The organism is Kineosporia babensis, from assembly GCF_021129305.1.
GTDB lineage: Bacteria > Actinomycetota > Actinomycetes > Actinomycetales > Kineosporiaceae > Kineosporia > Kineosporia babensis.
In genome coordinates this window covers 239,466-264,962 of record NZ_JAJOMB010000009.1, presented here as the reverse complement: position 1 = coordinate 264,962, position 25,497 = coordinate 239,466, and the positions used below count along the sequence as shown (strand labels likewise).

The 25,497-nt window shown below is 69.9% G+C and carries 18 protein-coding genes; 8 read left to right on the top strand and 10 right to left on the bottom strand.

Going from position 1 to position 25,497, the window contains the following annotated elements; all coding sequences use genetic code 11:
- Positions 1 to 155 precede the first annotated feature (155 nt).
- Positions 156 to 1,700, top strand: coding sequence for a histidine ammonia-lyase (hutH, locus tag LR394_RS18765; protein ID WP_331283082.1), 1,545 nt, complete (start codon positions 156 to 158; stop codon positions 1,698 to 1,700).
- Positions 1,701 to 1,760: 60 nt separating this feature from the next.
- Here the strand turns inward: hutH and LR394_RS18760 are convergent, their stop codons facing one another.
- Positions 1,761 to 3,023 (bottom strand): GNAT family N-acetyltransferase, encoded by a 1,263-nt coding sequence (locus tag LR394_RS18760; RefSeq protein ID WP_231443690.1) that lies wholly within the window; start codon positions 3,021 to 3,023, stop codon positions 1,761 to 1,763.
- A gap of 205 nt (positions 3,024 to 3,228) precedes the next feature.
- Here LR394_RS18760 and LR394_RS18755 point away from each other — a divergent pair, with 205 nt between their 5' ends.
- Both LR394_RS18755 and LR394_RS18750 read left to right on the top strand, forming a co-directional pair.
- Positions 3,229 to 4,209 carry a helix-turn-helix transcriptional regulator gene (locus tag LR394_RS18755; RefSeq protein WP_231443688.1) on the top strand — a complete coding sequence of 327 codons (981 nt, stop codon included), beginning with the start codon at positions 3,229 to 3,231 and terminating at the stop codon, positions 4,207 to 4,209.
- A gap of 114 nt (positions 4,210 to 4,323) precedes the next feature.
- Entirely contained in the window at positions 4,324 to 5,448 is a 1,125-nt protein-coding gene (locus tag LR394_RS18750; protein WP_231443686.1) for an acyltransferase family protein, read from the top strand.
- Here LR394_RS18750 and LR394_RS18745 read toward each other — a convergent pair whose 3' ends face one another.
- Both LR394_RS18745 and LR394_RS18740 read right to left on the bottom strand, forming a co-directional pair.
- A complete protein-coding gene (locus tag LR394_RS18745) occupies positions 5,449 to 5,868 on the bottom strand; it encodes a hypothetical protein (protein WP_231443684.1) in 420 nt (139 codons plus the stop codon).
- Positions 5,869 to 6,037: 169 nt separating this feature from the next.
- Positions 6,038 to 6,535: a hypothetical protein gene (locus tag LR394_RS18740; RefSeq protein ID WP_231443682.1), complete on the bottom strand. Its 498-nt coding sequence runs from the start codon at positions 6,533 to 6,535 to the stop codon at positions 6,038 to 6,040.
- 152 nt (positions 6,536 to 6,687) lie between these two features.
- On the opposite strand from LR394_RS18740, the gene LR394_RS18735 reads away from it, so the two are divergent.
- Positions 6,688 to 10,542, top strand: a complete 3,855-nt coding sequence (locus tag LR394_RS18735) for a PAS domain S-box protein (RefSeq protein ID WP_231443680.1) — start codon at positions 6,688 to 6,690, stop codon at positions 10,540 to 10,542.
- Between the two features lie 125 nt (positions 10,543 to 10,667).
- Complete coding sequence (locus LR394_RS18730; protein WP_231443678.1) at positions 10,668 to 12,623, top strand: M48 family metallopeptidase; 1,956 nt, start codon at positions 10,668 to 10,670, stop codon at positions 12,621 to 12,623.
- On the opposite strand, the gene LR394_RS18725 is transcribed toward LR394_RS18730, so the two are convergent.
- Entirely contained in the window at positions 12,624 to 13,247 is a 624-nt protein-coding gene (locus LR394_RS18725) for a class I SAM-dependent methyltransferase (RefSeq protein WP_231443676.1), read from the bottom strand.
- Between the two features lie 219 nt (positions 13,248 to 13,466).
- Here LR394_RS18725 and ctaD point away from each other — a divergent pair, with 219 nt between their 5' ends.
- Positions 13,467 to 15,167, top strand: a complete 1,701-nt coding sequence (ctaD, locus tag LR394_RS18720; protein ID WP_231443674.1) for an aa3-type cytochrome oxidase subunit I — start codon at positions 13,467 to 13,469, stop codon at positions 15,165 to 15,167.
- A 103-nt stretch (positions 15,168 to 15,270) separates the two neighbouring features.
- A complete protein-coding gene (locus LR394_RS18715; RefSeq protein ID WP_231443671.1) occupies positions 15,271 to 16,254 on the top strand; it encodes an LLM class flavin-dependent oxidoreductase in 984 nt (327 codons plus the stop codon).
- Here LR394_RS18715 and LR394_RS18710 read toward each other — a convergent pair.
- From LR394_RS18710 to LR394_RS18690, 5 genes are all read right to left on the bottom strand, one after another.
- Positions 16,251 to 16,880: a class I SAM-dependent methyltransferase gene (locus LR394_RS18710; protein ID WP_269329414.1), complete on the bottom strand. Its 630-nt coding sequence runs from the start codon at positions 16,878 to 16,880 to the stop codon at positions 16,251 to 16,253. The two genes, LR394_RS18715 and LR394_RS18710, sit on opposite strands and share 4 nt — an antisense overlap.
- A gap of 116 nt (positions 16,881 to 16,996) precedes the next feature.
- Positions 16,997 to 17,953 carry a methylenetetrahydrofolate reductase gene (locus LR394_RS18705; protein WP_407937077.1) on the bottom strand — a complete coding sequence of 319 codons (957 nt, stop codon included), beginning with the start codon at positions 17,951 to 17,953 and terminating at the stop codon, positions 16,997 to 16,999.
- Between the two features lie 70 nt (positions 17,954 to 18,023).
- Positions 18,024 to 18,650 carry a hypothetical protein gene (locus tag LR394_RS18700; protein WP_231443667.1) on the bottom strand — a complete coding sequence of 209 codons (627 nt, stop codon included), beginning with the start codon at positions 18,648 to 18,650 and terminating at the stop codon, positions 18,024 to 18,026.
- Positions 18,651 to 18,749: 99 nt separating this feature from the next.
- Positions 18,750 to 20,663, bottom strand: coding sequence for an ArnT family glycosyltransferase (locus LR394_RS18695; RefSeq protein WP_231443665.1), 1,914 nt, complete (start codon positions 20,661 to 20,663; stop codon positions 18,750 to 18,752).
- An 84-nt stretch (positions 20,664 to 20,747) separates the two neighbouring features.
- Entirely contained in the window at positions 20,748 to 22,334 is a 1,587-nt protein-coding gene (locus tag LR394_RS18690; protein WP_231443663.1) for a hypothetical protein, read from the bottom strand.
- A 549-nt stretch (positions 22,335 to 22,883) separates the two neighbouring features.
- On the opposite strand from LR394_RS18690, the gene LR394_RS18685 reads away from it, so the two are divergent.
- The gene (locus LR394_RS18685) at positions 22,884 to 24,329 is read left to right on the top strand and encodes a sugar transferase (RefSeq protein WP_231443661.1); all 1,446 of its coding nucleotides are present in this window, start codon (positions 22,884 to 22,886) and stop codon (positions 24,327 to 24,329) included.
- Here LR394_RS18685 and LR394_RS18680 read toward each other — a convergent pair.
- Positions 24,323 to 25,204 carry a hypothetical protein gene (locus tag LR394_RS18680; protein ID WP_231443659.1) on the bottom strand — a complete coding sequence of 294 codons (882 nt, stop codon included), beginning with the start codon at positions 25,202 to 25,204 and terminating at the stop codon, positions 24,323 to 24,325. The two genes, LR394_RS18685 and LR394_RS18680, sit on opposite strands and share 7 nt — an antisense overlap.
- Between the last annotated feature and the right edge of the window lie 293 nt (positions 25,205 to 25,497).

Sequence of the window (25,497 nt, the reverse complement as noted above, 5' to 3'; positions counted from 1 at the left end):
AGCCACACCATCGGTCAAGAATGTCACTCCCTGCTGATCCTTTCCCGGCCGAATCGCCGGAGGCCTCCACCCCGAACGGTGGATAATCCCCAGCCTCCTCATCCGCATCACCTCTTGTCCGGACGCGGCCGACGCGATCGAATCACGCCGTGACGATTTCCCTTACGACAGTAGAGCTGGGCATCGGGCCGCTGAGCACCGAGGACGTGGTGGCGGTGGCCCGGCACGGCGCCCGGGTGGAGCTGAACCAGGCCGCGCTGGAGGCGATCGCCCACTCCCGCGCGGTGATCGCCGACCTGGCCGAGGACGTCGAACCGCACTATGGCATCTCGACCGGTTTCGGCGCTCTGGCCACCACGTTCATCCCGCTCCCGGCCCGGGCCCAGTTGCAGGCCGGGCTGATCCGCTCGCACGCCGCGGGGGCCGGCCCGGCCGTGGAGACCGAGGTGGTGCGGGCCCTGATGCTGCAACGCCTGTCCACCATGGCCACCGGGCGGACCGGTGTCCGGCCGATCACCGCGCAGAGTTACGCCGCCCTGCTGAATGCCCAAATCACCCCGGTCGTGCACGAATACGGATCGCTGGGCTGTTCCGGAGACCTGGCCCCGCTGGCCCACTGCGCCCTGGCCCTGCTCGGCGAAGGCCCGGTCACCGATGCCTCCGGCGCTCTCACCACCGCCGCCGAGGCCCTGGCGGCCGCCGGGATCGAGCCGCTGCAGCTGGTCGAGAAGGAGGGTCTGGCACTGATCAACGGCACCGACGGCATGCTCGGGATGCTGGTGCTCGCCCTGCACGATCTGACCGAACTGGTCACCGTGGCCGACCTGGCCGCCGCGATGAGCGTGGAGGCCCTGATGGGGACCGACGCGGTGTTCGCGGCCGACCTGGCCCGGCTGCGCCCGCATCCCGGACAGCAGCAGTCCGCGGCGAACCTGCGCATTCTGCTGGAGAACTCGCCGATCATCGACAGCCACCAGGGCCCGGCCTGCACCCGGGTGCAGGATGCCTATTCGCTGCGCTGCGCCCCGCAGGTGCACGGCGCGGTCCGCGACACCCTGGAGCACGCCCGGCTGGTGGCGCTGCGCGAACTCACCGCGGCCATCGACAATCCCGTGGTCACGCACGACGGCCGGGTGGAGTCGAACGGCAACTTCCACGGCGCGCCGGTGGCGTACGCCCTGGACTTCCTGGCGATCGCGGTGGCCGACCTGGCCAGCATCAGCGAGCGCCGTACGGATCGGCATCTGGACGCCAAGCGCAGTGACGGGCTACCCCCGTTCCTGGCCGAAACCCCCGGCGTGGATTCAGGGTTGATGATCGCGCAGTACACCGCGGCCGGGCTGATGGCGGAGCTGAAGCGGCTGGCCGCGCCCGCGTCGGTGGACTCGATCCCGTCGTCGGCAATGCAGGAGGACCACGTCTCGATGGGCTGGCACGCCGCCCGTAAGCTGCGCCGCGCGGTGGACGGGCTGCGCGACGTCCTGGCGATCGAACTGATGACGGCCGCGCGTTCACTGGACCTACGGGCTCCTTTGCAGCCCGCGGCAGGAACAGCGGCCGTACGGGATTTCTTGCGGACAGGGGTGGCCGGGCCGGGCCCGGATCGTTTCCTTGCGCCCGAGATCGGCTGGGTAAGCGCGGCTGTGCGTTCGGGGGCGGTGCTGGAGGCGGCGCGGAACGCGGTGCCAGGGCTTGATTGAGGACGTTTGAACTGGGGGACGGCTGGAAGGTGCACTTCCAGCCGTCCCTAATTCAAGAACTCAGAACATGGTCCCGCTGAACGGAGCCCGGCGAAGCCCGAACAGGTAGTCGGCCATGGCCAGACCGTCGTCCTTGTGCACCGCGATCCGGCCGGCCTGGGCGAGCTGCCAGAACTTGGTCCCGCCCAGGTACACGCAGGCCAGCTGCGAGACGTCCATGGTGATCTCGGGCGGCTGCTCGGTCCGGGCCACCCCCGAGGCGGAGATGATGTAGCGGCCGTTGTTCTCCCGCAGCAGCTGGTCGCGTACCTCGATGATCACCTGCCCCGGCGAACGGTAGCTGCGGGCCGCGAGCGCCGCCTGCACGTCCACCAGCCGCAGCCAGGTCTCGTCCCGGGCGCTGTGCGTGGTCACCGCCCGCTCGTCCACCAGCAGCTTCTCGATCGAGTGGTCCAGCGGCATCGGGTCCAGCACCACCCGCTGCAGCAGGTCGATCGAGAGCAGGTAGCGCAGCAGGCCGTAGTGGGCGCGCGAGGTGTTGGCCACGAAGTCGCCGACCACGATGGCCCGGTCCTTGGAGCGGAACCAGGCGGTCGAGTCCTGCGGGGTGTAGATCGCGAAACCGTCCTCGTGCCCGGGGATCCCGTGCACCACCGCGTAGTGGAAGTCCTTGCTGAGCTGCCGCATGTGCGCCCGGGAGCGCCACCAGTAGCTCGGCCGGTCGATCGCTCCGACCCAGTTGGCCCCGGTGTAGATCCGGGCCAGCAGGTCCTGATCGGCCCGCTCGCGCAGATCGACCAGCCGCACGTCGCCGCCCCGGGGCACCCCGTCGCGGAAACGGGCCTGGCCCACCGCGATCTCGACCGAGGCCACGCTGCTGGCGATGCCGAAGCCCCAGCGTTCGTAGATCGTCGCCTCGCTGGCCCGCAGGCTGGCGATCACCTCGTTGCGGGCCAGGCACTGCTCCAGCTGGTGCCGCATCAGTGCGCCGGCCAGCCCGCGCCGGGTGTGCGTGGGCAGCACCCCCACGTCGGTCACCGCGGCCTGCGGCACCTTCTTGCCGCCGGGCACCACCATCCAGCTGGTGAACGAGCTGGCCGTGCCGACCAGCCGTTCCGGGGTCTGGGTGTGGGCCGGTGCGACATCAGCGCTGGGACTGGCGGTGGGCACGTAGGCCCCGACGGTCCGCCCGGGCTCCATGAAGGTGGGCATCTTGTCCGGGTCGATGCGCTGCAGGCCGACCATGGCGGTCAGGAAGACCTCCAGGGAGCGGCCCACCTCCTGGGCATCGTTCAGCACTCTGATCTCGTGATCCACAGACACGACGCTATTCCTGTGACCGCGGTTACTCCCGGTGGCCCACCCGGTCGGAGGCCCGGCCGGGCTGGTCAGAGTTCAGCCTGTGCCCGCCCCTCCCACCCAAGGGATGCGCCGGAACCCCGCAACGGTTGAGAACACTGTCCCTCCCGGAACTGCACCCGCAGCATCAGGAACGTTCTCGTCCTGATGCCATGACACCCTCGTCAGCATGGCCGAGACCTCCAAGCGCCTGCTGCAACTGCTGTCCCTGCTCCAGACCCCGCGCGAATGGTCCGGCCCGGAACTGGCCCAGCGGCTGAGCGTGAGCACCCGCACGATCCGCCACGACATAGAACGACTTCGCTCGCTGGGCTACCCAGTGGACGCCACCCGCGGTTCGGTCGGTGGCTACCGCCTGGGCGCGGGCGCCGATCTCCCGCCCCTGCTGCTGGAAGACGACGAGGCCGTGGCCATCGCCCTCAGCCTCAGAACCGCGGCCGGTGGTGCAGTGTCCGGCCTTGAGGAGAGTGCGCTGCGGGCCCTGACCAAGCTCCAGCGGGTCCTGCCGTCCCGGCTCGGGCGCCGGGTGGATGCGTTGAGCGCCTACACGGTGCGGGTGGGTCCGGGCGCCGGCGCCACCCAGATCCCGGTCGTCGACCCGTCCACGCTTTCGTTGTTGGCCTCGGCCTGCCGGGATCGTGAGCGGGTGCGCTTCGCCTACGCCGACCACACCGGCAATGCCTCCAAGCGGGCGGTCGAGCCGCATCGCCTGGTCAGTTGGGGCCGGCGTTGGTACCTGGTGGCGTGGGACCTGGACCGCAAGGACTGGCGCACGTTCCGGGTGGACCGGATCAGCGATCCGCTGGGCGTGGGCGCCCGGTTCACCGAACGGGAGGTGCCCGGCGGTGACGCGGCGGCGTTCGTGAAGCGAGGCAGCCAGTCGGTGCAGTGGGCGGTCAGCGCCCGGGTGCGGGTGTTCGAGGCGGCGCCGAGCGTAACCGAACGACTGGGGACGACCGCCGAACTGGTCGAGGCCGAAGGAGACGACCAGTGCGTGGTCACCCTCGGGGGCTCGGACCCGGAGTCGATGGCGCCTTGGCTCGGCCTGATCGGGGCGGAGTTCGAGGTACTGGAACCGCCGGAACTGGCGGCGGCGGTGAGCCGGGTGGCCGAGCGACTACACAGAGCCGCGAGACCCAAATCTCTGTAAGGGAAATGAAAAATAAACTCCAACTGTCGGGCAAACCGCACATCTCGACGCGCGATTTTCACAGTGTTCACCTAGCCTTCCGTCGTCGTTGAAAGTAGAGGCGAAAGGCACTACATGTCCGGCGCGAACCGGTTCACCGCTCTGGACGGCCTGCGCGGCCTGGCGGCGCTGGCGGTGGTCTTCTTCCACCTGCGCCGCGAACTGCGCGACCTCGGCGCCCCGGACAGCCTGGACCGGCTGATCACCGGCGGCTACCTGATGGTGGACCTGTTCTTCGTGCTCAGCGGCTTCGTGCTGGCCCGGACCATGCTGCGTACCGACGGCCTGAAGGGGGCGTGGCGGTTCGCCCAGCTACGGGTGCGCCGGTTCATGCCGCTGCACCTCACCGCCTGGACGATCGCCCTGCTCGGAGTGGCCTTCGTGGCGCTGTGCCAGGCCCTCAACCTGTTCCACACCCCGGAGGCCGGGGCCTTCACCGCCGAGGACGCCACCGGCCCGGCCTGGATCCGCAGCTTCTTCCTGGTCCAGGGTTTCACCGGCCCGCTGTTCGCCGGCTACGCCGCGGCCTGGTCGCTGTCGATCGAGCTGTGGACCAACATCCTGATCGTCGCCCTGATCGCGGTGTGCTCGTTCCGGTTGCGCGCCCTGGTCGGCCCGGCCGCGTTCGTGGCCGGCGCGGTGATCCTCACCCTGACCCCCGCCGACGCCGAGAACACCCTGGGCTGGGTGGCTTTCGGCCGCGGCCTGGGCGGGCTCGGGGCCGGCATGGTCACCTACGCGCTGTACGTCCACCTGAGTGAGCGCGGCCGGCTGCGCGGGGCGATGCCGGTCGGCGTGCTCTCGCTCGGGCTGCTGGTGTGGGCCTGCTGGGAGCGCGAGATCGTGCGGGACCTGCGCTTCCTGCCGATGCTGCTGCTGTCGATGGCCCTGGTGCTGAGCCTGGCGGCGCCGACCGGCGGCCCGGCCCAGCGACTGCTCAACCTGCCGGTGGTGCAGTGGCTGGGCAGCCGCTCGTTCGCCATCTACGCGCTGCACGGCCCGGTGCTGATGAGCGTCAAGCTGGTGCTCGACCTGGCCGGGCTGAACCTGGACGCGCCCCGGGTGGCCGGTTTCGTCGTTCTCACCGGGGTCGGCGGGGCGCTGCTGGCGGCCGAGGTGGGCCACCGCTACATCGAGCAGGCCTGGCTGCCGCGGCGCAAGACGCCCGCACCCCCGGCCCGGGAACTCGTACCGGCCTGATCAGCGGCGGGCGGAGAGGCTGGCCAGCTCCTCCATGTCGGCCGCGGTCAGCGCCTTGGCCCGCTCGCCCGGGCAGCCCTTGTTCATCAGCCGGTCCACGTCCGAGTCCGCGATCGTCACGTCCGGCGTGGTCGAGCCCTTGAACGCGGCGTTCAGGGTCTTACGCAGCTGGGTGCGCACCTCCTGGGCCGAGGCCTGCTCACCGGCATCGGCCAGCGCGCTCTCCACGGCGTCGCACACCAGCAGGGAATTGATGTCCGAGGCCCCCGGGGACTCGCTCGCCTGCCCGCCGATGATGTCCTCCACGCTGGTCGGCGGCTCGGCGGCCGAGTCACTTCCCGCGCCGCAGCCCGCCAGCATCAGCCCGGCCAGCGGGACCGCCACCAGAATGCGGACAGCCTTACCAAAAACATGTGACACGGTGTGATCTCCGAGTAAATCGCCCAGGCGGTTGAAAGTCACCTTTGACCTGGCCAGAGCCCCGTTGGCCGCCAATGGCAGGCTACCTCGCCATTCACAGGTGTCACACCAGGTGCACAAAACGGAACGGCCCGGATCCCCTGCGAGGAGACCCGGGCCGTTCGGTACGTCAGTTGCGGTAAAGCTGGTTCAGGCTGTCCTTCTCGGAGACCCTCAGGGCGTCCTCGTGCACCTGCGGGCACTCCTCCTGCAGCACCGCGTCCAGGTCGAAGCTGCCCGCCTCCTCCTCGTCCTGCCCGACGGTGTTGAAGATCGTGGCCACCGTGGTGGCCAGCTGGGTGGCCGCCGCCTCGGTGTCGCCGCCCTCGCTGGTGTTCACCACCGTCTCCACCGCGGTGCAGGCCAGCTCGGCCTGGCCGCGCTCGCCGACCGAGGCCGCCGCCTCTTCCAGGGCCTGCTCGGCATCGTCCAGGTTGGGCAGGTTGTCGGCCGCGGACTCCAGGTCCTGGGCGCTCTCGTTCAGCTCGTTGGCGGTGTCGTTGAGCTGGTTGATCCGGTCGGCGGCCGAGTCGCCGCTCTCCCCGCAACCGGCCAGGAGCAGCGCAGCGAGCGGCAGCGCCACCAACGAGCGGACCGCCAGAGGGCGTTTGGTACCCACACTGCGCATGACTTGGTGCCTCCAGAGAAACTCGATCGGGACGTCCCTGATTCAACGGGGCCCACCAGGGGCCGGTTCCACCGAGGGCCGGATCCTCATCGTCTTCTAATGTGGCCCGCCCGGGGGTCCAGCACCGGCCTGCCCGCGCCGATAGTCACGAGGTGACCGAGGAGAGCGAAGGCGCGGGCACGGTGAGCGAAGCGGGCACGACGAACGAGGCGGACCAGGTCGCGGCGGATCTGACCGAGTCGGATCTGGCCGAGGCCCGGCGGCTGGCCGAACTGAGCGAGTACCGGGTGCTCGACACCGACCCCGAGCCGGGCTTCGACGCCCTGGTGAAGGTCGCGTCCTCGATCGCCCGCACCCCGAGCTCGACGATCACGATGATCGACGAGCACCGACAGTGGTTCAAGGCCGCCGTCGGGATGGCCAACCGCGAGGGCGACCGCAAGACCGCTTTCTGCGACCGGGTGGTGGCCGACCGGGCCCCGGTGATCGTCGCCGACGCCCGCACCGACCCCCGGTTCGCGGACAACCCCCTGGTCGTCGCCGACCCCAAGATCCGCTTCTACGCCGGTTTCCCGCTCGAGACGCCCTCCGGCGAGGTGCTCGGCACACTCTGCGTGATCGACTACGAGCCGCGCGAGCTCACCGCGGACCAGCTGGAACTGCTGAACGTGCTCTCCGACCAGGTGATGGCCCAGCTCACGCTGCGCCGCACGCTGTTCGAGCGGGAGCAGGAGCTGGCCGAGCGGCAACGGCTGATCGCCCGGGTGGCCGAGTCCGAGAGCCGGTACCGGACCCTGGTGGAGAGCTCGCCGGACATCATCGCCCGGCTCTCCCCCGAGGGCCGGGTGCGCTACGCCTCCCACGCCCTCACCAGCGTCCTCGGGCTGACCCCGGAGACCGCCATGGCCACCGAGGACATCATCGAGCAGATCGTCCACCCCGACGACCTGGCCCATGCCCAGCAGGCCCTGACCGAGGTGAACGCCGGGCAGCGGCGGGACTTCACCACCCGGATCCGGCGGGCCGACGACGGCAGCTACCGGCAGATCGAGGTGACCCTGCTGCCGATCCAGGGCGAGGACGGCATCGTCACCGAGCTGATGCTGGTCGGTCGCGACGTCACCGACCGGATGATGGTGCAGCACGCGCTCGGCTCCGCCACCGCCGAGGCGATCCGGCGCGGCAATCAGCTCGAAGAGGCTCAGGAGATCGCCGAACTGGGTAGCTGGACGGTGGATCTGGGCACCGGTCAGTCGTGGTGGTCGCCGCAGCTGTACCGGATCTTCGGGGTGGAACCGGGCAGCGTGACCCCCTCGGTGGAGCAGGCCCGGGCGTTCAACCACCCGCAGGACCGCGACCGGGTCCGCAAGGCCACCGAGCGGATCCGCGACGGCGGCCCGGCCGAGGAGATCGAGTACCGGATCCTGCGGGCCGACGGCGAGGTGCGGATCGTGCAGGCCCGGGGCCGGCGCGAGAACGACCACGACGGCGCCCGGATCGTCGGCACCATCCAGGACATCACCGAGCTGCGCCAGACCGAACGCGAACTACGCCGCGCCCGAGACCTTTTCGTGCAGGTGCTGGACTCCACCGAGCACGCCTTCATCGCGATCGACACCGAGGGCCGGATCACCCTGTTCAACCGCGGGGCGGAGCGGATGCTGGGCTGGAGCGCGGCCGAGGTGCTGGGCACCACCAAGGGCCTGACCTGGCACGACCCGTTCGAGATGGAGCAGATCGCGGCGGAACTGAACACCCCGTTCGGGCTTTCGATGTTCGTCGAGCACGCCGGGCACCCGGCGCTGGCCCGGCCGCGCACCTACATCGCCAAGGACGGCACCCGGCGCACCGTCTCGGTCACCATGCGCCCGATGCACGACGGCGACGAGGACGAGGTGACCGGCTACATCGGAGTGGTCACCGACGTCACCGCCCGGGTGCAGGCCGAGAAGGACCGGGACGCGCAGAGTCACATGCTGCGGGCGGTGATCCAGAACAACCAGTCGATCATCACGGTGAAGGACCTGCGGGGTCGCTACCTGATGGTCAACCAGGCCTTCGTGGACGCCTTCGGGATCGCGGAGGCGGACATCGTCGGCAGGACCGACGAGGCGATCGATCCCCGGATGGCCGACCGCTGGCGGGCCAACGACCGGCGCGGCATCGACCGGGCGGTGCCGGTGGTGGAGATCGCCGACCTGCCGGACGGCCGGCACTGGTACGACACGGTGCGGATCCCGCTGCAGGACGAGGCCGGGGAGACCTACGCGATCTGCACGGTGGCGCTGGACGTGACCGAGAAGCGCCGGGCCGAGGCCGAGAAGGCCGCCGCGATGGAGGCGATGACCAAGGCCCGGGACGTGGCGGTGGCGGCGACCAAGGCCAAGTCGGCGTTCCTGGCCACGATGAGCCACGAGATCCGCACCCCGATGAACGCGGTGATCGGGATGACCGGGCTGCTCCTGGAGACCCCGCTGAACGACGAGCAGCGCGAGCTGCTGCACACCGTGCGCAGCAGCGGCGACCAGCTGCTGGCGATCATCAACGACATCCTCGACTTCTCCAAGATCGAGGCCGGCGACCTGGACCTGGAGGAGCACCCGTTCGAGCTGCGCGAGTGCGTGGAGGGGGCGATCGCCCAGTTCGCCGGGTCGGTGAAGAACATCGACCTGGTCTCGCACGTGTCCGACGACTGCCCGGCGGTGGTGGTCGGCGACGTCACCCGGCTCCGGCAGGTGATGACCAACCTGGTCAGCAACGCGATCAAGTTCACCGCCGAGGGCGACGTGCTGCTGAAGGTGGAGCTGGAGCATCCCGACGACCTGCCCGACCCGAGCGCCCCGGCCAGCTGGGACGCGGAGTCCCCGACGGACCGGCTGCGCCTGCGGTTCACCGTGGCCGACACCGGGATCGGCATCTCGAAGGAGAACATGGGCCGGCTGTTCAAGTCGTTCAGCCAGGTCGACGCCTCCACCACCCGGCTGTACGGCGGCACCGGCCTGGGCCTGGCGATCAGCAAGGCGATCGTCGAGGCGATGGCCGGCCGGCTCACCGTGACCAGCGAGGTCGGGGTGGGTTCGCAGTTCACCTTCGGGGTCTCGCTGGGCCGGTTCAACGGCCCGCAGGCCCTGCGCAAGCGGCCCCCGGCGATCGTGGCCGGGCGGCACGTGCTGGTCGTGGACGACAACGACACCAACCGCCGGATCCTGCGCCTGCAGCTGGAGAGCTACGGGATGACCTGTCAGGACAGCGCCTCCCCGCTGGCCGCGCTGGCGCTGATCGGCAGCGGGGTGCAGTTCGACCTGGCGATCCTGGACTACGCGATGCCGGTGATGGACGGGGTGCAGCTGGCCCTGGCGCTGCGGCAGCTGCCCGGCGGCAAGGATCTCCCCCTGGTGCTGTTGTCCAGCATCGGTCGGCGTGATCGCAGCCAGGAGAAGGTTTTCGAGGCGGTGCTGACCAAACCCATCCGAAGTGCGGCGCTGGCCGAGGCACTGGGTCAGGTTCTCGCCCCGGAGGTCATGCCTCCTGCGCAACCGGCCCCGACGATTCCGCAACCGTCCGCACCTATCGACAACCGACCCGTCTCTCATCGGCCCGCTCCCCGGGAACGCGATCTGCTGAACGCCGGCAAGCTGCGGATCCTGCTGGTGGAGGACAACGAGATCAACCAGAAGGTCGGGCGGCTGATGCTGGGCAAGCTCGGGCACACCGTCGAGCTGGCCAACAACGGCGCCGAGGCGGTCGAGGCGGTGCAGCGGATCGACTACGACGTGGTGCTGATGGACATGCACATGCCGGTGATGGACGGGCTGGAGGCGACCCGGGCGATCCGGGCCCAGATCCCGCCCGACCGGCAGCCGCACATCATCGCGATGACCGCGAGCGTGACCAAGGAGGACCGGGACGCCTGCGCGGACGCCGGGATGGACGGCTACCTGTCCAAGCCGGTGCGGGCCGAGGACCTGACCGATGCGCTGGGTGGAGTACCACTTCGACAGACCTGAAATTTGAGACGTTGTGTGCGCCTAGGCTGAAAAAGGTCACCTTCCTGAGGGAAAACCCATAGGGTCCCCTTCGATGGTCCGCTCGCAAGGATGCGGATGCGGATCGAAGTGTGGTGGCTTGGAGGATGCGGCTTCGCGTCTGGGCGAGTGTGGCGCTGCTGGTGGCGTTTCCGGCTGTGGTGCTGGGTCTGCTGTGCGTGATCGCGGCGTTGTTCCTGGTCGGGGTCGAACTGGCCGGCCATCTCGGCGGACAGGTCCTGGTGCTGGCGTTCCCGCTGGTCGCGGCGGTTCTGGCGACCGGCCGGGAGTTGCTGCGGCTGCGGGCGGTGCCGCCGGCCCCGGGCCTGGAGGTGACTCCCGAGCAGGAGCCCGAGCTCTGGGACGAGATCGATGCGCTGTCCGAGGCGATGGGCGAGGACCCGCCGGATCGCGTGGTGCTGGTCGGCGAGGTCACCGCCGCGGTGACCGAGGCCAGTGGGGACCGTGAGCTGATCATCGGCCTGCCGTTGCTGGTCGGGATGAACCGGGCCGAGCTGCGGGCCGTGATCGCGCACGAGATCGGCCATTTCGCACACGGCCACACCCGGGGCAGCGGCTTCGTGCACCGCTCGCGCTACTTCCTGCGGGCCACCGTGGACAACCTGGACGAGGGCCTGGTGCACCGCCTGCTGCGGGCATACCTGAACCTGTACGACCGGGTCTCGTCCTCGGTCCGGCGCGAGCACGAGCGTCAGGCCGATCTGTGGTCGGCCCGCCTGGCCGGACCGCACGCCCTGATCAGCGCGCTGGCCCAGCTGCAGTACACCCGGGTGGCCTGGCAGCGGGTGCTCGGCTTCTACGGGGACTCGATGCTGCGCGACGGCCCGCGCGGCAGCCTGGCCCAGGCGCTGACCGAGGTGCTGGAAGAGTCCGACGAGGACCTCCGGGAAGCGGTGCGCCGCAACCCTCGCCCCAGCTCACCGTACGACTCGCACCCGCCGGTGCCCGAGCGGATCGCGCTGCTGCGCCGCCTGCCCGAGCCGGATCCCCGCGACGTGCCGTACCTGGAGTACCCCGACGACCCGGCCTGGTCGTGGCTGCTCGAGCCGGGCCGGCGGATGGCCGAGGTGGAGGCCACCCAGATCGCGCCCGGGCCCGCGGGCCAGGCCACCGACTGGGCCACCGTGCTCACCTTCGCCGGTCTGCGCCGGTTCGAGACCACGGCCGCGCAGTTCATGAGCGCGCTGCGGCAGTTCGACCGGGACCTGCCGCCGACCCTGGACTCGGTGCTGCGGGTGATGGCGGCCGGTGAGGGCGAGCAGGTGGTACAGCCCCTGCTGCGCGGTGACATCCCGCGCCAGCAGCGTGATCAGCTGGCCCGCCGGCTGCTGGGCGAGTCGCTGCTGGCGGCGGTCACCACGGTGCTGGGGCGGGACGAGCGGCTCAGCTTCGAGCCGGACTACACCCCTGCGGGGCCGGTGCAGATCGGCTTCCTGGCACCGGACGATCGCTGGTACGACTGGCCCTTCGACGAGCTGATCCAGGATGCGGTGGAAGACTCTTACCGGGTGCGGGATCTGGCCGACGCGCTGATCGCGGCCGAGGTCGACCTGCACCTGCCGGTGGCGGCGCCGCAGCAGCTGGCCGAGGCGATCGCGGTGGCGGCGATCGGCTGGGCCCGGGTGGTCGTGAAGGGCCCGGCCCGGCACCGCCTGAAACCCCGCGGCGGGCAGGACGTGCTGGTGTTCGACGAGGGCATCCTGGCCGCCCGCACCCCGCCCGAGGGCCGGATGAACCCGGCCCGGGCAATGAAGTTCGTGTTCACCCCGCGCAGCCACTACCAGGACCAGGTGGCTCAGCGGCTGGCCGACCTCACCGCCGAGGTGGGCGAGGAGCCACAGGCCTGGGCCGAGGCGAACGACGCGCTCTGGCTGAGTTTCCGCGAGATCGCCGACGCCCAGCACCGTACCTCCTGGGCCACCAGCGGTGGTCAGGTGCTGAAACTCCAGCTGCGGGACGGCTCCGAGGTGAAGATCGAGACGGCCAACGCCGGGCTCTGGCTGAACGACCCGGACCGGGTGATCGCCCGGGCGATCAGCTGATCAGACCTGTACCGACCGGGCCACCACGAACCAGGTCCCGGTGAACAGCACCTCGCCGCCGATCTCGGCCGCCAGCTGGGTGGGCGAGAGGAACCGCTTGTACACGTGGTGCCGGGAGCCGTCGTTCAGCACCCGTTCCTCGGTGCGCGAGGCGGGCAGCCCGGGCCGCAGCGCCGAGTCGATCACGATCAGCTCGGGGGCCACCCGGCGGGCCTCGGCCAGGAAGTGCTCGCGCTCGTCCTCGGGCAGGTGCCCGTAGAAGTCCCCGGTGATCACCCGGTTGAACGCCCCGCCGGGGAACGGCAGGTTCAGCGCGTCACCGGTCATCGCCACTCCCTCGGGCAGCCGCGACTGGGTCAGCGCGACCATCGCCGGGCTCTGGTCCAGGGCGACCACCAGGCCGGCCAGGTGCCGGGTGAGAAATCCGCTGCCGCAGGCGATGTCGAGGGTGCGGGCGGCCGGCAGCGCGGCCACGAACTCGACCAGCCGGATCACCTCCTCGCGCCAGCCCGGACGCTCGCGCGAGGCGAAGCGGCCCTCACCGGTGTACCAGTCGTCGTACTCGCGCGCCCGCTTGTCGTAGTACGCAGCGGTACCCGCGTCTCTGGCGAAGGCGATGCTCATGCGACCTCGTTCACCCGATCGTCCACAGATGGCCAACAGAACGTTACCGTCTCCCGGACTGCGAGACACCCGTTGTCCAGGGTCCCGAGGGTGGCAGGGCTTAGGTCCCTGGTGAATCAGTCATTGGTGGACAAACTGGAGTGCGCAACAGCACTTGCACCCGGCGCAGAGGCATCAGACCAAACCCGGGATCCACACGACGGGTGAGGCCTTTCTTCGATGACGCTCCAGACCGAACCGGCGGCGATCGCCCGCCCGGTGCCCCGCAAAAAGGGGTCCTCGATCGTCCGCTGGCTGACCAGCACCGACCACAAGGTGATCGGAAACCTCTACCTGGTCACCTCTTTCTTCTTCTTCCTGCTGGCCGGCCTGATGGCGATGGTGATCCGGCTGGAGCTGTGGAGCCCGGGCCTGCAGGTGGTCGGCAGCAAGGAGTCGTACAACCAGATCTTCACCATGCACGGCACGGTGATGCTGCTGCTGTTCGCCACCCCGCTGTTCGCCGGCTTCGCCAACGCGATCATGCCGCTGCAGATCGGCGCGCCCGACGTGGCCTTTCCGCGGCTGAACATGCTGTCGTACTGGCTGTACCTCTTCGGTGGGCTGGTCGCCGCGGCCGGTTTCCTCACCCCGCAGGGCGCGGCCTCGTTCGGCTGGTTCGCCTACGCGCCGCTGTCGAACGCGGTCTACTCCCCCGGCGTCGGCGGTGATCTGTGGGTGTTCGGCCTGGCCCTGGGCGGTCTGGGCACCATCCTCGGTGCGGTCAACTTCATCACCACGATCATCTGCATGCGCGCCCCCGGCATGACCATGTTCCGGATGCCGATCTTCACCTGGAACATCCTGATCACCTCGATCCTGGTGATCATGGCCTTCCCGCCGCTGGCCGCCGCACTGCTGGCGCTGGGCGCCGACCGGCGTTTCGGGGCAACGATCTTCGACCCGGAGAACGGCGGCGCGCTGCTGTGGCAGCACCTGTTCTGGTTCTTCGGCCACCCCGAGGTCTACATCCTGGCGCTGCCGTTCTTCGGCATCATCAGCGAGATCCTGCCGGTCTTCAGCCGCAAGCCGATCTTCGGTTACAAGACCCTGGTCTTCGCCACGATCGCGATCGCCGCCCTGTCGGTCTCGGTCTGGGCCCACCACATGTACACCACGGGCCAGGTCGCGCTGCCGTTCTTCGCGTTCATGACGATGCTGATCGCGGTGCCCACCGGGGTGAAGTTCTTCAACTGGGTCGGCACCATGTGGGGTGGCTCGATCACCTTCGAGATGCCGATGGTCTGGTCGATCGGGTTCCTGGTGACCTTCCTGTTCGGTGGCCTGACCGGGGTGATCCTGAGCACCCCGCCGCTGGACTTCCACCTTTCCGACACGTATTTCGTGGTGGCGCACTTCCACTACGTGGTGTTCGGCACGGTGGTGTTCGGGATGTTCGCCGGATTCCACTTCTGGTGGCCGAAACTCACCGGCCGGATGCTGAACGAGCGGCTCGGCCAGGTGCACTTCTGGCTCACCTTCGTGGGTTTCCAGCTCACCTTCCTGATCCAGCACTGGCTCGGGGTGGAGGGCATGCCCCGCCGCTACGCCGACTACCTGCCGGAAGACGGCTTCCAGCTGTACAACCAGATCTCCACGGTGGGCTCGGTGCTGCTGGCCGTGTCGGTGCTGCCGTTCCTGCTGAACGTCTACCTGACGGCCCGCAAGCCCTTCGTGCAGCTGCCGGACGACCCGTGGGGTCACGCCGCTTCGCTGGAATGGGCCACCTCCAGCCCGCCGCCGCGGCACAACTTCAACCGGCTGCCGCGGATCCGCTCCGAGCGCCCGGCCTTCGACCTGAACCACCCCGAGGTGGCGGCCCTGGACCACACGCCGGTCCAGGCCAAGCTGGCCGACACCCCGGACCTCGAGCAGAACTGATCGATCCCGATCAAACAGGTGGCGGGAATCGGGACTAGACCACGGACGTCCGTGGTTGGCACCCGTTGGTAGGACCGATTCCCGCAACGAAGGGCAGCAACCCGTGGCCACACCCCTGTCGATCCTCGACCTCGCTCCCGTGGCGAAGGGCCAGACCGCCGGCGAGGCGATCGCCGCGAGCGTGGCCCTGGCCCAGACCGCCGAGCAGACCGGGTACGAGCGGGTCTGGTACGCCGAGCACCACAACATGGCCGCGATCGCCTCCTCGGCCACCAGCGTGCTGATCGCCCACGTGGCCGCGAACACCCGGACGATCAAGCTCGGCGCCGGTGGCGTGATGCTGCCGAACCACTCCCCGCTGGTGATCGCCGAGCAGTTCGGCACGCTGGCCGAGGTGCACCCGGGCCGGATCGAGCTGGGTCTGGGCCGGGCTCCCGGCTCCGACCAGGCCACCACCTACGCGCTGCGCCGCGACCCGGCCACCGCCGAGCACTTCCCGCAGGACGTGGTCGAACTGCAGGGCTTCCTGGCCGGTGAGTCCAAGGTCCGGGGTGTGCAGGCGATCCCCGGCAAGGGCACCAACGTGCCGCTGTACATCCTCGGCTCGTCGCTGTTCGGGGCCCAGCTGGCCGCCGCGCTCGGCCTGCCCTACGCCTTCGCCTCGCACTTCGCCCCGTCCGCCCTGCACGACGCGGTGGCCATCTACCGCCGGGACTTCAAGCCCTCGGCCCAGCTGGAGCGCCCGCACGTGCTGGCCGCGCTGAACGTGATCGCCACCGACACCACCGAGCAGGCCCAGGCCGAACTGCGCCGGGTGAAGATCCAGCGAGTGGGCCTGCTCTACGGCCGGGGCCGCACGATCACCGAGGCCGAGGCCGCGCAGATCGTCGACTCCGGCGAGGCCGTGCAGCTGGAGGAGATGACCAAGTACACCGCGGCGGGCACGCCCGGCGAGGTCAAGGACTACCTGGACGACTTCAAGAAGCTCGCCGACGCGGACGAGCTGATCGTGGCGTTCGCGCACACCGAGACCGAGGGCCGGCTGCGCTCGCTCCAGCTCACGGCCGAGGTCACCGGCCAGGCCTAGAACCGTCGGGCGCTGAGCAGTTTCGCCCGCACGACCCCGTCCCCGATCAGCTTTTTGATCCGCTGCTGCTGGTCCCGCGCCTCGTCCAGGCGCGGGTCCCCAGCGTGCAGTTGCCCAATGAGCGCAGTGGCCTCGTCCGCCCGGCGCTGCCAGGCGTGGTCGGCGCTCTCCGGCGGATCGACCAGCGCTGTCACTTCCAGCCCGGTCTTCTCCAGCAGCCCGGGCAGTTCTGTCTCGGACGGGAAGTCGTTGCCCTCTGGAGCTCCCGGCGGCCGAGGCTGATCACTGACGAACGCCAACAGGCCCAGGCGCGCAGCCGGTTTCATCACCCGGGCGATCTCCTCGAGCAGCTCGGTCTTGTCCGGCGTGGTGCAGAGAACACCCAGACACCACACCGCATCGGCACTTTCGTCGGCCACCGGCAGGCGCGATCCTTCGCACGCCAGAGCTTTCAAGCCGAACAGATCCGCAGCCGCCCGGCAGGCCGCAATCATGGGCTCGAGCACAACCGGACGAGCCCCGTACTCCCGCGCCGCAAAGGTGGCCGGCCCACCCATCCCTCCGCCGACGTCCAAAAGCACTGTTCTTTGGGCTAAACGGCATTCCCGGGCGAGCCATTCGAGCATGAGCGGATCGGCGCTGCCCTGACAAGCCGCCGGAACGGCGTACTCCGGGCCGAGAATTCGTACTGCGTCGGCAGTCCACGCGGCGACCGCTCCGAATTCGGATTCCATGGCATCGCTCACCGCCCGAGCACCTCCCGCCCTACTTCGGCCTTGATCCCGGCCGCGAAGACCTCTCCCCGCCCGGAAGCCAGACCCGACAGGTTCACCCCGACCACGCCGTCCGTTGCCAGTAGCTCTTGGGCCTCGGTGACCGCCGCCTCGATCCCCGCCGCCACCGGATCCTTCGCGGACAGAACCCGTTCCACCACAACCGGATCCAGACCCAGACCCGGCAGACTCAAGGCCCGGGCCGACCGCTCGTCGGTGAACACCGCAACCCCGGCGATGATCGGCAGACTCGCCCCGTTCGCCTGCGCCTGACCGATGAATTCGGCCACCCGGGCCGGCGAGGCAACATGGTTCAGCAGACAGACCTGGGCACCGGCCCGCTGCTTCTCCCGAAGCCGCTTGGGCCGCAGATCAATCGGCGGAGCATCCGGCGCCTCAGCAACCGCAACCATCAGCCCCAGGCTCGCCGCCAGCGCCGCCAGGCGAGTGCTGTCAATGTCGAAAACCTGTGTCACATCGGGCCGGACATCGTGCCCACGGCCGTCTCCAGTTACGCACAGCACGCCCGCCGCGCCCGCTGCCAGCAGCCCTGCCAGTTCCTGTTCCAGCACCACCCGATTGCGATCTCTGCAGGTCAGCGTGATCCAGGCGGGTAATCCAGCCGCCGCGAGCAGGCTGGTCATCAAGGTCGGCGGAAAATCCGGCCGGTTGTGATGCTCCCCGACCAGCACCCCGTCGCACGATCCGTGCAGGGCGGTGGCCACCGCGTCCACCGATGACAGGTCGAACGGGCGAACCGTGAAGTCGGTGAGCACCAGGGGTTTCGAGGAACCGAGCAACGGACGCTTCTCGGCCGGCGGCCCCAGCCACGAGACCGCCTCACCGGACGTCGCGAACGGACACGGCCGGCTGGCCATTTCACAGCTCAGATCCGGCCGTACTCCCCCACACGGGCCGTAGACCATGCGTTTCGGGCACTGCTGCTCCAGGAGGGCCACCCGAAGAGTCTCCAACCGGGTTGCCTTGACCGCATTTTCACTTGGGGAACTCGGTGGCGACGATCTTGGGGCACTGCCGGAAGCCGATTCCACCCAGATCCACCGCAACGGTGACCAGATCGGATCGTAGTTTCGTCTCCCCGGGCAGCTGGTAGAGCACCGAGACCTCCAGCGGGGACGACTCGGGGCAGGTGTCGGGCAGCAGCCACCGCACCGTGTAGAGCCGGGATCTGGCCGAGTCGAGGACCACCTGGCCGGTTCCCTTGGCCGGCCGCCGGCAGGTGCCGCCCGAGTACACCGGGCCCTGCGCACGCACGCCGCCCCCGATCTGCGGTGGGCCCGTCACCTCGGCCAGCAGAACCGGCTGCGTGGTGAGGTTGTTCAGCCAGAACGACACGATCAGGTAGTTGCGGTGATCGGTGCGCACGTCGCAGGTGTCGAGCAGGCCGAACGGGGAGATCGGGTAGGGGGCGATCACGGTGGTGATCACCGGCCGGGGCTCCGGTTCCAGGCCGGTCCGGCGCTCCGGGGTGGTCCCGACCACCAGCATGCCGAGCAGCAGAACCAGGACGGCGCCGACGGTATAGAGCAGCAGGCGCAGCGGTGAGGAAGGCGGGTCCTCGAACGACCCGTCGTTGCCCGGCTCCAGATCGAGCGTCTCCACCGGTCCCACCCCCGCTCAGCACCCTTGCTGCGACGGCAGAGGGTGCGGCAGCACTACGGGAGGGGGTCCGCAGCACCGCCGCACCAGTTCCTGGGCTGTCTACGACGCCTGGAGGTCGTAGACCGTCTGCTCTCCTACGGTAGTCGCGGTGTAGTTCGCCGCAACCCATTCGGCGATCTCGCTGTTGCCGCCGGGCCCACCGCCACGGCCGCCGCCCATCCCGCCGGAGATGAAGTACCGCACCTCACCGGCGGAGACGTAGTCCTGGAACTCTTCCAGCGTGGGAGCCGGATCGCTACCCGAGAAACCGCCGATGGCCATCACCGGCTGGTCGCTGGCCAACTGCAGCGGTGCGGCCGAGTTCGAGCTGACCGTGGCGGCCGCCCACTTGGTGCCGGCATTCTGCAGCAACTCGACCAGGTCCTGGCTCACGCTGGACCCACCGCCCATGCCGCCACCTCCCATGCCTCCGCCACCCATGCCTCCGCCGAACTCGCTGGAGGTGGACGGGCCGACCGAGGGAATGGATCCGGTGTGCGAGTTGGCGGTGGTGGCCACGGCGTAGGCCGCGCTACCCGCCACCCCGCCGAGCAGACCGGCCAGGACCAGCGCGGCCAGGGCCCGGGTGGCCAGGCGCAGCGGGATGATCAGGCCGATCCCGGCGATCACGGTCACCACGAGGACGAGGTAGCGCAGTTCCGGGTGCCAGTCGGCGTTGCGGGCCAGCAGGGTGTACGACCACCAGCCGCTGGCCAGGATCATCGCGGCCAGGGCGAGACGGGCCCGCCAGAGGTCGCGGGCGTCCCAGAAGGTCTTGCCGGCCACCGCGATCACCGCGGCCACGGCCGGGGCCATCGCCACCGTGTAGTAAGGGTGGATGGTGCCCTTCATGTAGCTGAAGATCAGCCAGATGGTGAGCAACCAGCCGCCCCAGATGATCAGCGCGGCCCGGGTGCGGTCGGTGCGCGGCCGGCGCCAGGTGATGATCAGCGCGGCCACCAGGGCGATCAGCGCGGCCGGCAGCAGCCAGGAGATCTGGTTGCCCATCTCCGAGCCGAACAGCCGGTTCAGGCCGGTCGGGCCGCCGAACGACGAACCGGCCACGCCGCCCTGCATGCCACCACCGCCGCCCATTCCGCCGCCCCCGCCGTTGCCGGAGCCGCCGAAGATCCGGCCCAGGCCGTTGTAGCCGAAGACCAGTTCCAGCACCGAGTTGTTCTCCGAGCCACCGGCGTACGGGCGGGAGTCGGCCGGCCAGAGCGAGACGATGGCGATCCACCAGCCGCAGGAGACGATCATCGCGCCCAGGCCGGCCAGCAGCTGCAGGATCCGGCGCGGCACCGAGGTCGGCGCGCACACCAGATAGGCCAGGCCGAGGGCGGGCACGATCAGCCAGCCCTGCAGCATCTTGGTCAGGAAGGCGAAGCCCAGGGCGGTGCCGACCAGCAGCATCCACTTGGTCGAGGCGTTCTCCAGGGCCCGGACCATGCAGTACGCGGCCGCCGTCATCAGCAGCACCAGCAGCGCGTCCGGGTTGTTGAAGCGGAAGATCAGCGCCGCGGCCGGGGTCAGGGCCAGTACCGCCCCGGCGAACAGACCGGCGGCCGGGCCGAACCAGCGCTTCACCGCCGCGTACAGCAGGGCCACCGCGGCCACTGCCTCCAGCGCCTGCGGCACCAGCATGCTCCAGCTGCTGTAGCCGAAGATCCGCGCCGACAGGCCCATCACCCAGGTCGAGGCCGGGGGCTTGTCCACGGTGATGAAGTTGGCCGCGTCGAAGGAGCCGAAGAACCAGGCCTTCCAGCTCTTCGAGGCGGCCTGCACGGCGGCGGCGTAGAAGTCGTTGCCGTTGCCGGAGACCGCCACATTCTGGATGTACAGCACCGCGGTGGCCAGGAGCAGCACGATCAGGGCCGGGCGGGCCCACCGCGGGTCGCCTTGCCCACCTTTCACGCCGTCGTCGGTCGTGGCTACCCGGGGGACGGCGTCGAGGCCGGGCGAGGTCGTCGTCATGGTGACGACTCTTCACCCGGCGCCTGACCGATCGCCGACCGCTACTTGTGGCTCAGCTGTGAACCGCGATCTCTCCGGTCCGGCTCAGCCGGCGTTGTTCGGGGCCACTCCCGGCACCATGAACGAGGCGGCCAGGTCGAACTCCTTCACGTCCACGTCCTGCTCCACCAGGAAGGCCCGCAGCACGTCGATCGAACGGCGCTTGAAGGCGTTGTGGTAGATCTTCTCGTCCGCCGCGCCGAAGTGGTTGCCGTTGGCCGCGGCCGCCGTCCGGTCGCGCAGGCCGGGCGCCGCCGCCCAGCTCAGGTCGTTGCGCTCCTCCAGCTGCTGGTCCAGGTCGACCCGGTCGGCGGCCTCCTGCCGGTCCATCCGGATCTTGCGGATCGCCCGCGAGGGGCTGCCCCACAGCAGCGGCCAGACCATCGGGAACACGGTGCGCAGCAGCGGCAGCCGGTGCGCCCCCGGGCCCAGCGGGATCTTCACCACGTCGCCGTAGTCCGGCTTGAGCGGGCGCAGCGCGCAGACCGCCAGCTCCACCTCGAGCATCGGCCCGCGCTTCTCCACCCGGACGAACAGGGTGACCACGACCTGGCCGTCCCAGCCGGTGACCTCGAAGAAGGTGTAGGGCCGGGCCGAGCGGTGCTGGTTACGCAGCGACTGCTCGATCCGCTCCCGCTTGACCTCGCTGACCGGGCGGCGGAAACGCAGCTCGTAGTCCGGGTCGTCGAGCACCGGGCCGTGCCGGAACAGCCCGCCCACGGCCCGGGCGTGCCCCCCGATCACGTACAGCCGCTGGCCGACCTTGGGCTTGTTCTCCAGGGTCAGCGGGATCTGCTCGATCAGGTAGCGGTGCAGGTCGACCGCCTCGAACTCGCGCGGCTCGGTGCGCTTGCCGAGCGCGGCGTCCAGCGTGCCGACCCGGGTGTCGACGGTGAAGCTCCAGCGGTCGATCTGCTCACCGGAGCCGTTGAACGGGGTCTTGCCGGCGAAGACGATCACGTTGGCCCGCATCGAGCTGCGGATCGCCTGCTCCACGTCGTCCGGCAGCGGCGGCGGCTCGACCGCGTTCAGCCCGCGGATCCCGATCGAGGACAGGGCCGAGTCGTGCACCGCTCGGTAGTGCACCCAGACGATGGCGAACCCGGCCAGGTAGGCGCCGACGACGGCGAAGAACATCAGCGCCAGCAGGCCGCCCGGGCCCAGGCCGCCGGTGAAGATCGAGACCAGCGCCACCTCGGCGATGATCGCCACCGCGGCGGTGACCACCAGCAGCCACAGGTCACGCCGCTCCCGGCGCTCCTTGGCCTGGGCCGCGTGCCGGGCCAGGGCGACCCCGTCGATGTGCCAGTTCGGCGCCATCGCCTTCCAGTCCGGGTAGACCAGGTCGTTGAGGACCTCGCCGCCGAACGAGGCGTTCAGATGGATGGCCGAGCACAGCTGCCGGGTGATGCCGTCACCGGCCGGGGTGAACGCCGGCCGGGGGCTGCCGTTCCAGCTCCGGCCGCCGCCCTCGCCGCCGGGCGGCGCCGCTTCGCGCCGGACCGCCCCCAGCGGGAACTGCAGGGCCCGCCGGACCCGCTCTTCCGGGGACGGGCGGGGAACCAGCCGCGATCCGGACTCGACAGTGGTCCGGCCTGCTCCGCGGTGTCGCGAAGTCTTCGAGGGCGGCATTCAGACTCCCTGCGTCGATCACTTCGTGGGGTCACGGACGAGAGTAGTTCACCCGTCCGGTGCAGCCACGGTGCTTATCCCGACCTAGATGATGCACCGAGCAATACCGCAAGAGCGACAGGACGGGGCGAGTCCCCTCATCTTTCCCGCCCCGCGGTGCTTCCGGTCGGCTCAGCGATACCAGAGCCGAACCCAACATCGTCCTCAATTCCGTGTCAATTCCCCACATTAAGGACGCGACCCTGACCAGCAACGATGTCAATGTCACCAGTTGTGAATAAGCGACCTCAGGCAGTGATGAATGGCCCTAGGGTGAGACCGCCCAGAACCGGTACGGCGGCCTGACCGCCTTCCGCCCGGGCTCAGGTAGATGACCAGACTGGCGCATTGTGGGGGTTTGTCCCGATGTCCCGGCGAGTAGGCCCGCGGGGTAAGAAGCAAACCGGCGAACCCGGCCCGCACAACCGGATCAATGGCCCCGCCGGTCCCACCGGAACCATTGATCCGGGCCCTGCGGATGCACCGGGGGTGGCGGGCAGTGCGGGTGCAGTGCCAGCGTCGTCGACGGGCCCGCGGGGCCTGCCCCGGCACGCCGACATCGACGCCCGGGCCGCGCTGAACCAGTACCGCCGCAACGTCCTGCTCGCCGATGCGCTGAGCGCGAGCGCGGCCGCCGTGCTGGCGATCATGCTCCGCTTCGACGGTGAGGCACACGGCTTCTGGACTTGGATCCCGGTGGTCCTGCCGGTGATCTGGATCGGCATCGCCGGCCTGGACCGGGTCTACGAGCGGCGCTTCCTGGGGGCCGGCACCGAGGAGTTTCAGCGGGTGCTGCGCTCGGGCGTGGTGCTGTTCGCGGCCATCGCGATGACCAGCTACTTCTCCCACACCAACGTCTCGCGTTCGGTGGTGATCTTCGCCGTGCCGGTCACCGTCCTCGGGGCCCTGGCCGCGCGCAAGGTCCTGCGGGTGCGGCTGCACCACGCCCGGGCGGCCGGCATCGGCCTGGAGCGGACCATCGTCCTGGGCGACGCCGAGGGCGCCGTGGAACTGGTGCATCTGCTGCGCAGCACCTCGTACCGGGGCATGGTTCCGGTCGGCATCTGCCTGGCCGCCAGCCCGGTCACCCCCAGCGACGTGGACGGCGTGCCGGTGATGGGCGGACCGGAAGACGTCCTGGCCGCCGTAGAGGCCACCGGTGCGCATGTAGTGGCCGTGGTCTCGCACCCCGATCTATGGGGCCACCCGCTGCGGGAGCTGGCCTGGGCGCTGGAGGACATGGACGTGGAGCTCGTGGTCTCCCCCGGCATCGTCGAGGTCGCCGGGCCCCGGCTCTCGATCCGCCCGCTGGCCGGGCTCTCCCTGCTGCACCTGGAACAGCCCACGGCCACCGGCGGGGACCTGTTGCTGAAGGCCGCCTTCGACCGGCTGCTCGGCACCGCCGTCCTGCTCGTGCTCTCGCCCCTGCTGATCGTCATCGCCGTCGCCGTGCGGACCACCAGCCCGGGCCCGGCGCTGTTCCGGCAGACCCGGGTCGGGGTCGGCGGCCGGGAGTTCTCGATCTACAAGTTCCGCTCGATGGTCACCGACGCCGAGGCCCGGCTGCGCGAGCTGTCCGAGCAGGACGAGGGCAACGGGGTGCTGTTCAAGATGCGGGCCGACCCCCGGATCACCCCGATCGGGGCCTTCCTGCGCCGCTACTCGCTGGACGAGCTGCCGCAGCTGATCAACGTGGCCAAGGGTGACATGTCGCTGGTCGGCCCGCGCCCGCCGCTGCCCCGTGAGGTGGCCGGCTACTCCAGCGACGCGGTGCGCCGGCTGCGGGTGCGCCCGGGCATGACCGGGCTCTGGCAGGTCTCCGGCCGCTCCGACCTCAGCTGGGAGCAGTCGCTGCTGCTGGACCTGCGCTACGTGGACAACTGGTCGATGACCCTGGACCTGAGCATCCTCTGGCGCACGGTGCGCGCCGTGGTCCGGGGCGAGGGCGCCTACTGAGTCTCGTCGTCCTCGTGCGGCTCCTGCGGGTTGGCGGCGGCCACCGCGAACCAGGTCTGGGCCTGGGCCAGGTCGGCCCGGGTGATCGTGCCGCTGCGGATCGCCCACATGGCCAGCGGCATCCGGAAGTCCTCGGCCGCGTCGGGCCGCTCCCGGGAGACCAGGCCGGGCACGCCGTGGCTGTCCAGCTTCTCGCGCACCTGCTTGAACACGTTGCGCACGTAACCCGGCCGCCGGCCGACCCGCTCGGCCACCTGCCGGTAGGTGGCGGCGCTGGCCTCCGGGCCGGAGCGGGTGAGTAGGGGCTCGCACAACGCGGTGAGCAGCCGGCGCTGGGCCGGGGTGAGCATGATCGGGGGCACCACCACGGTGGGCGAGGAGTCCGTCTCGTCCTCCCGCTCGTTGTGCGAGGGCGGAAGGCCTCGGGCGTCCACCTGGACCACGTAGTCGCGGCCGAAGCGCCCGGTGACCACCACGTCGAACTGGCGCCAGGGCAGCGAGGTGGTGGCGGCGCCGGGCTCGACCGTACGCGCCGCACCCGTATGCGGGCGCAGCGTGAGCAGTTTCGAAGAGGAGACGTTGCGGATCAGGACGCAGTCGGCCAGGACCCGGAGCGTGGCGGTGTGCCGGGAGACGTAGTCGTCCTCCGGTTCGTGGGCGATGCGCAGGTCGCACGTGCGGCTGCGGCCGACCGTGACCTCCTGGCCAGGCGGGACCGCACGCCGCGTGTTCCCTTCCGCGACCGAGAAGAGCACCGCGGCCGGCGGCTGTACATCACCGAACGGTGGCTGGCTCATCGCGCCACTCGGCACCTGCTGGGTCATGCCCATCTGCCCCATCCGCGCAGTCCCTTCCGGGATGTCCGCGCCCCGCACACAAGACCTCCACTTTCGCTCATTCGCCCGGATCTGTCACCGGTCACCGCAAGGTACGGCACGAACAGCCCATTGACGACGGAAAGAAAGTGGTATCCGCGTGTGATCTGAACGATCCTGCCACCCCCGGCCGGTGCAGCGCCATGGCATCCAAGTCGCCGCCGGGCTGCAAAGGTACTGCTACGCGAGGCATCTGGGGCGGGCTGCACCACTGGGCGACAAGCGTCAGGGACGGGTATCCACCCGACCCCTGTGCGGGTGGATACCGCCTCATCGGGCAACGATGGACGCCG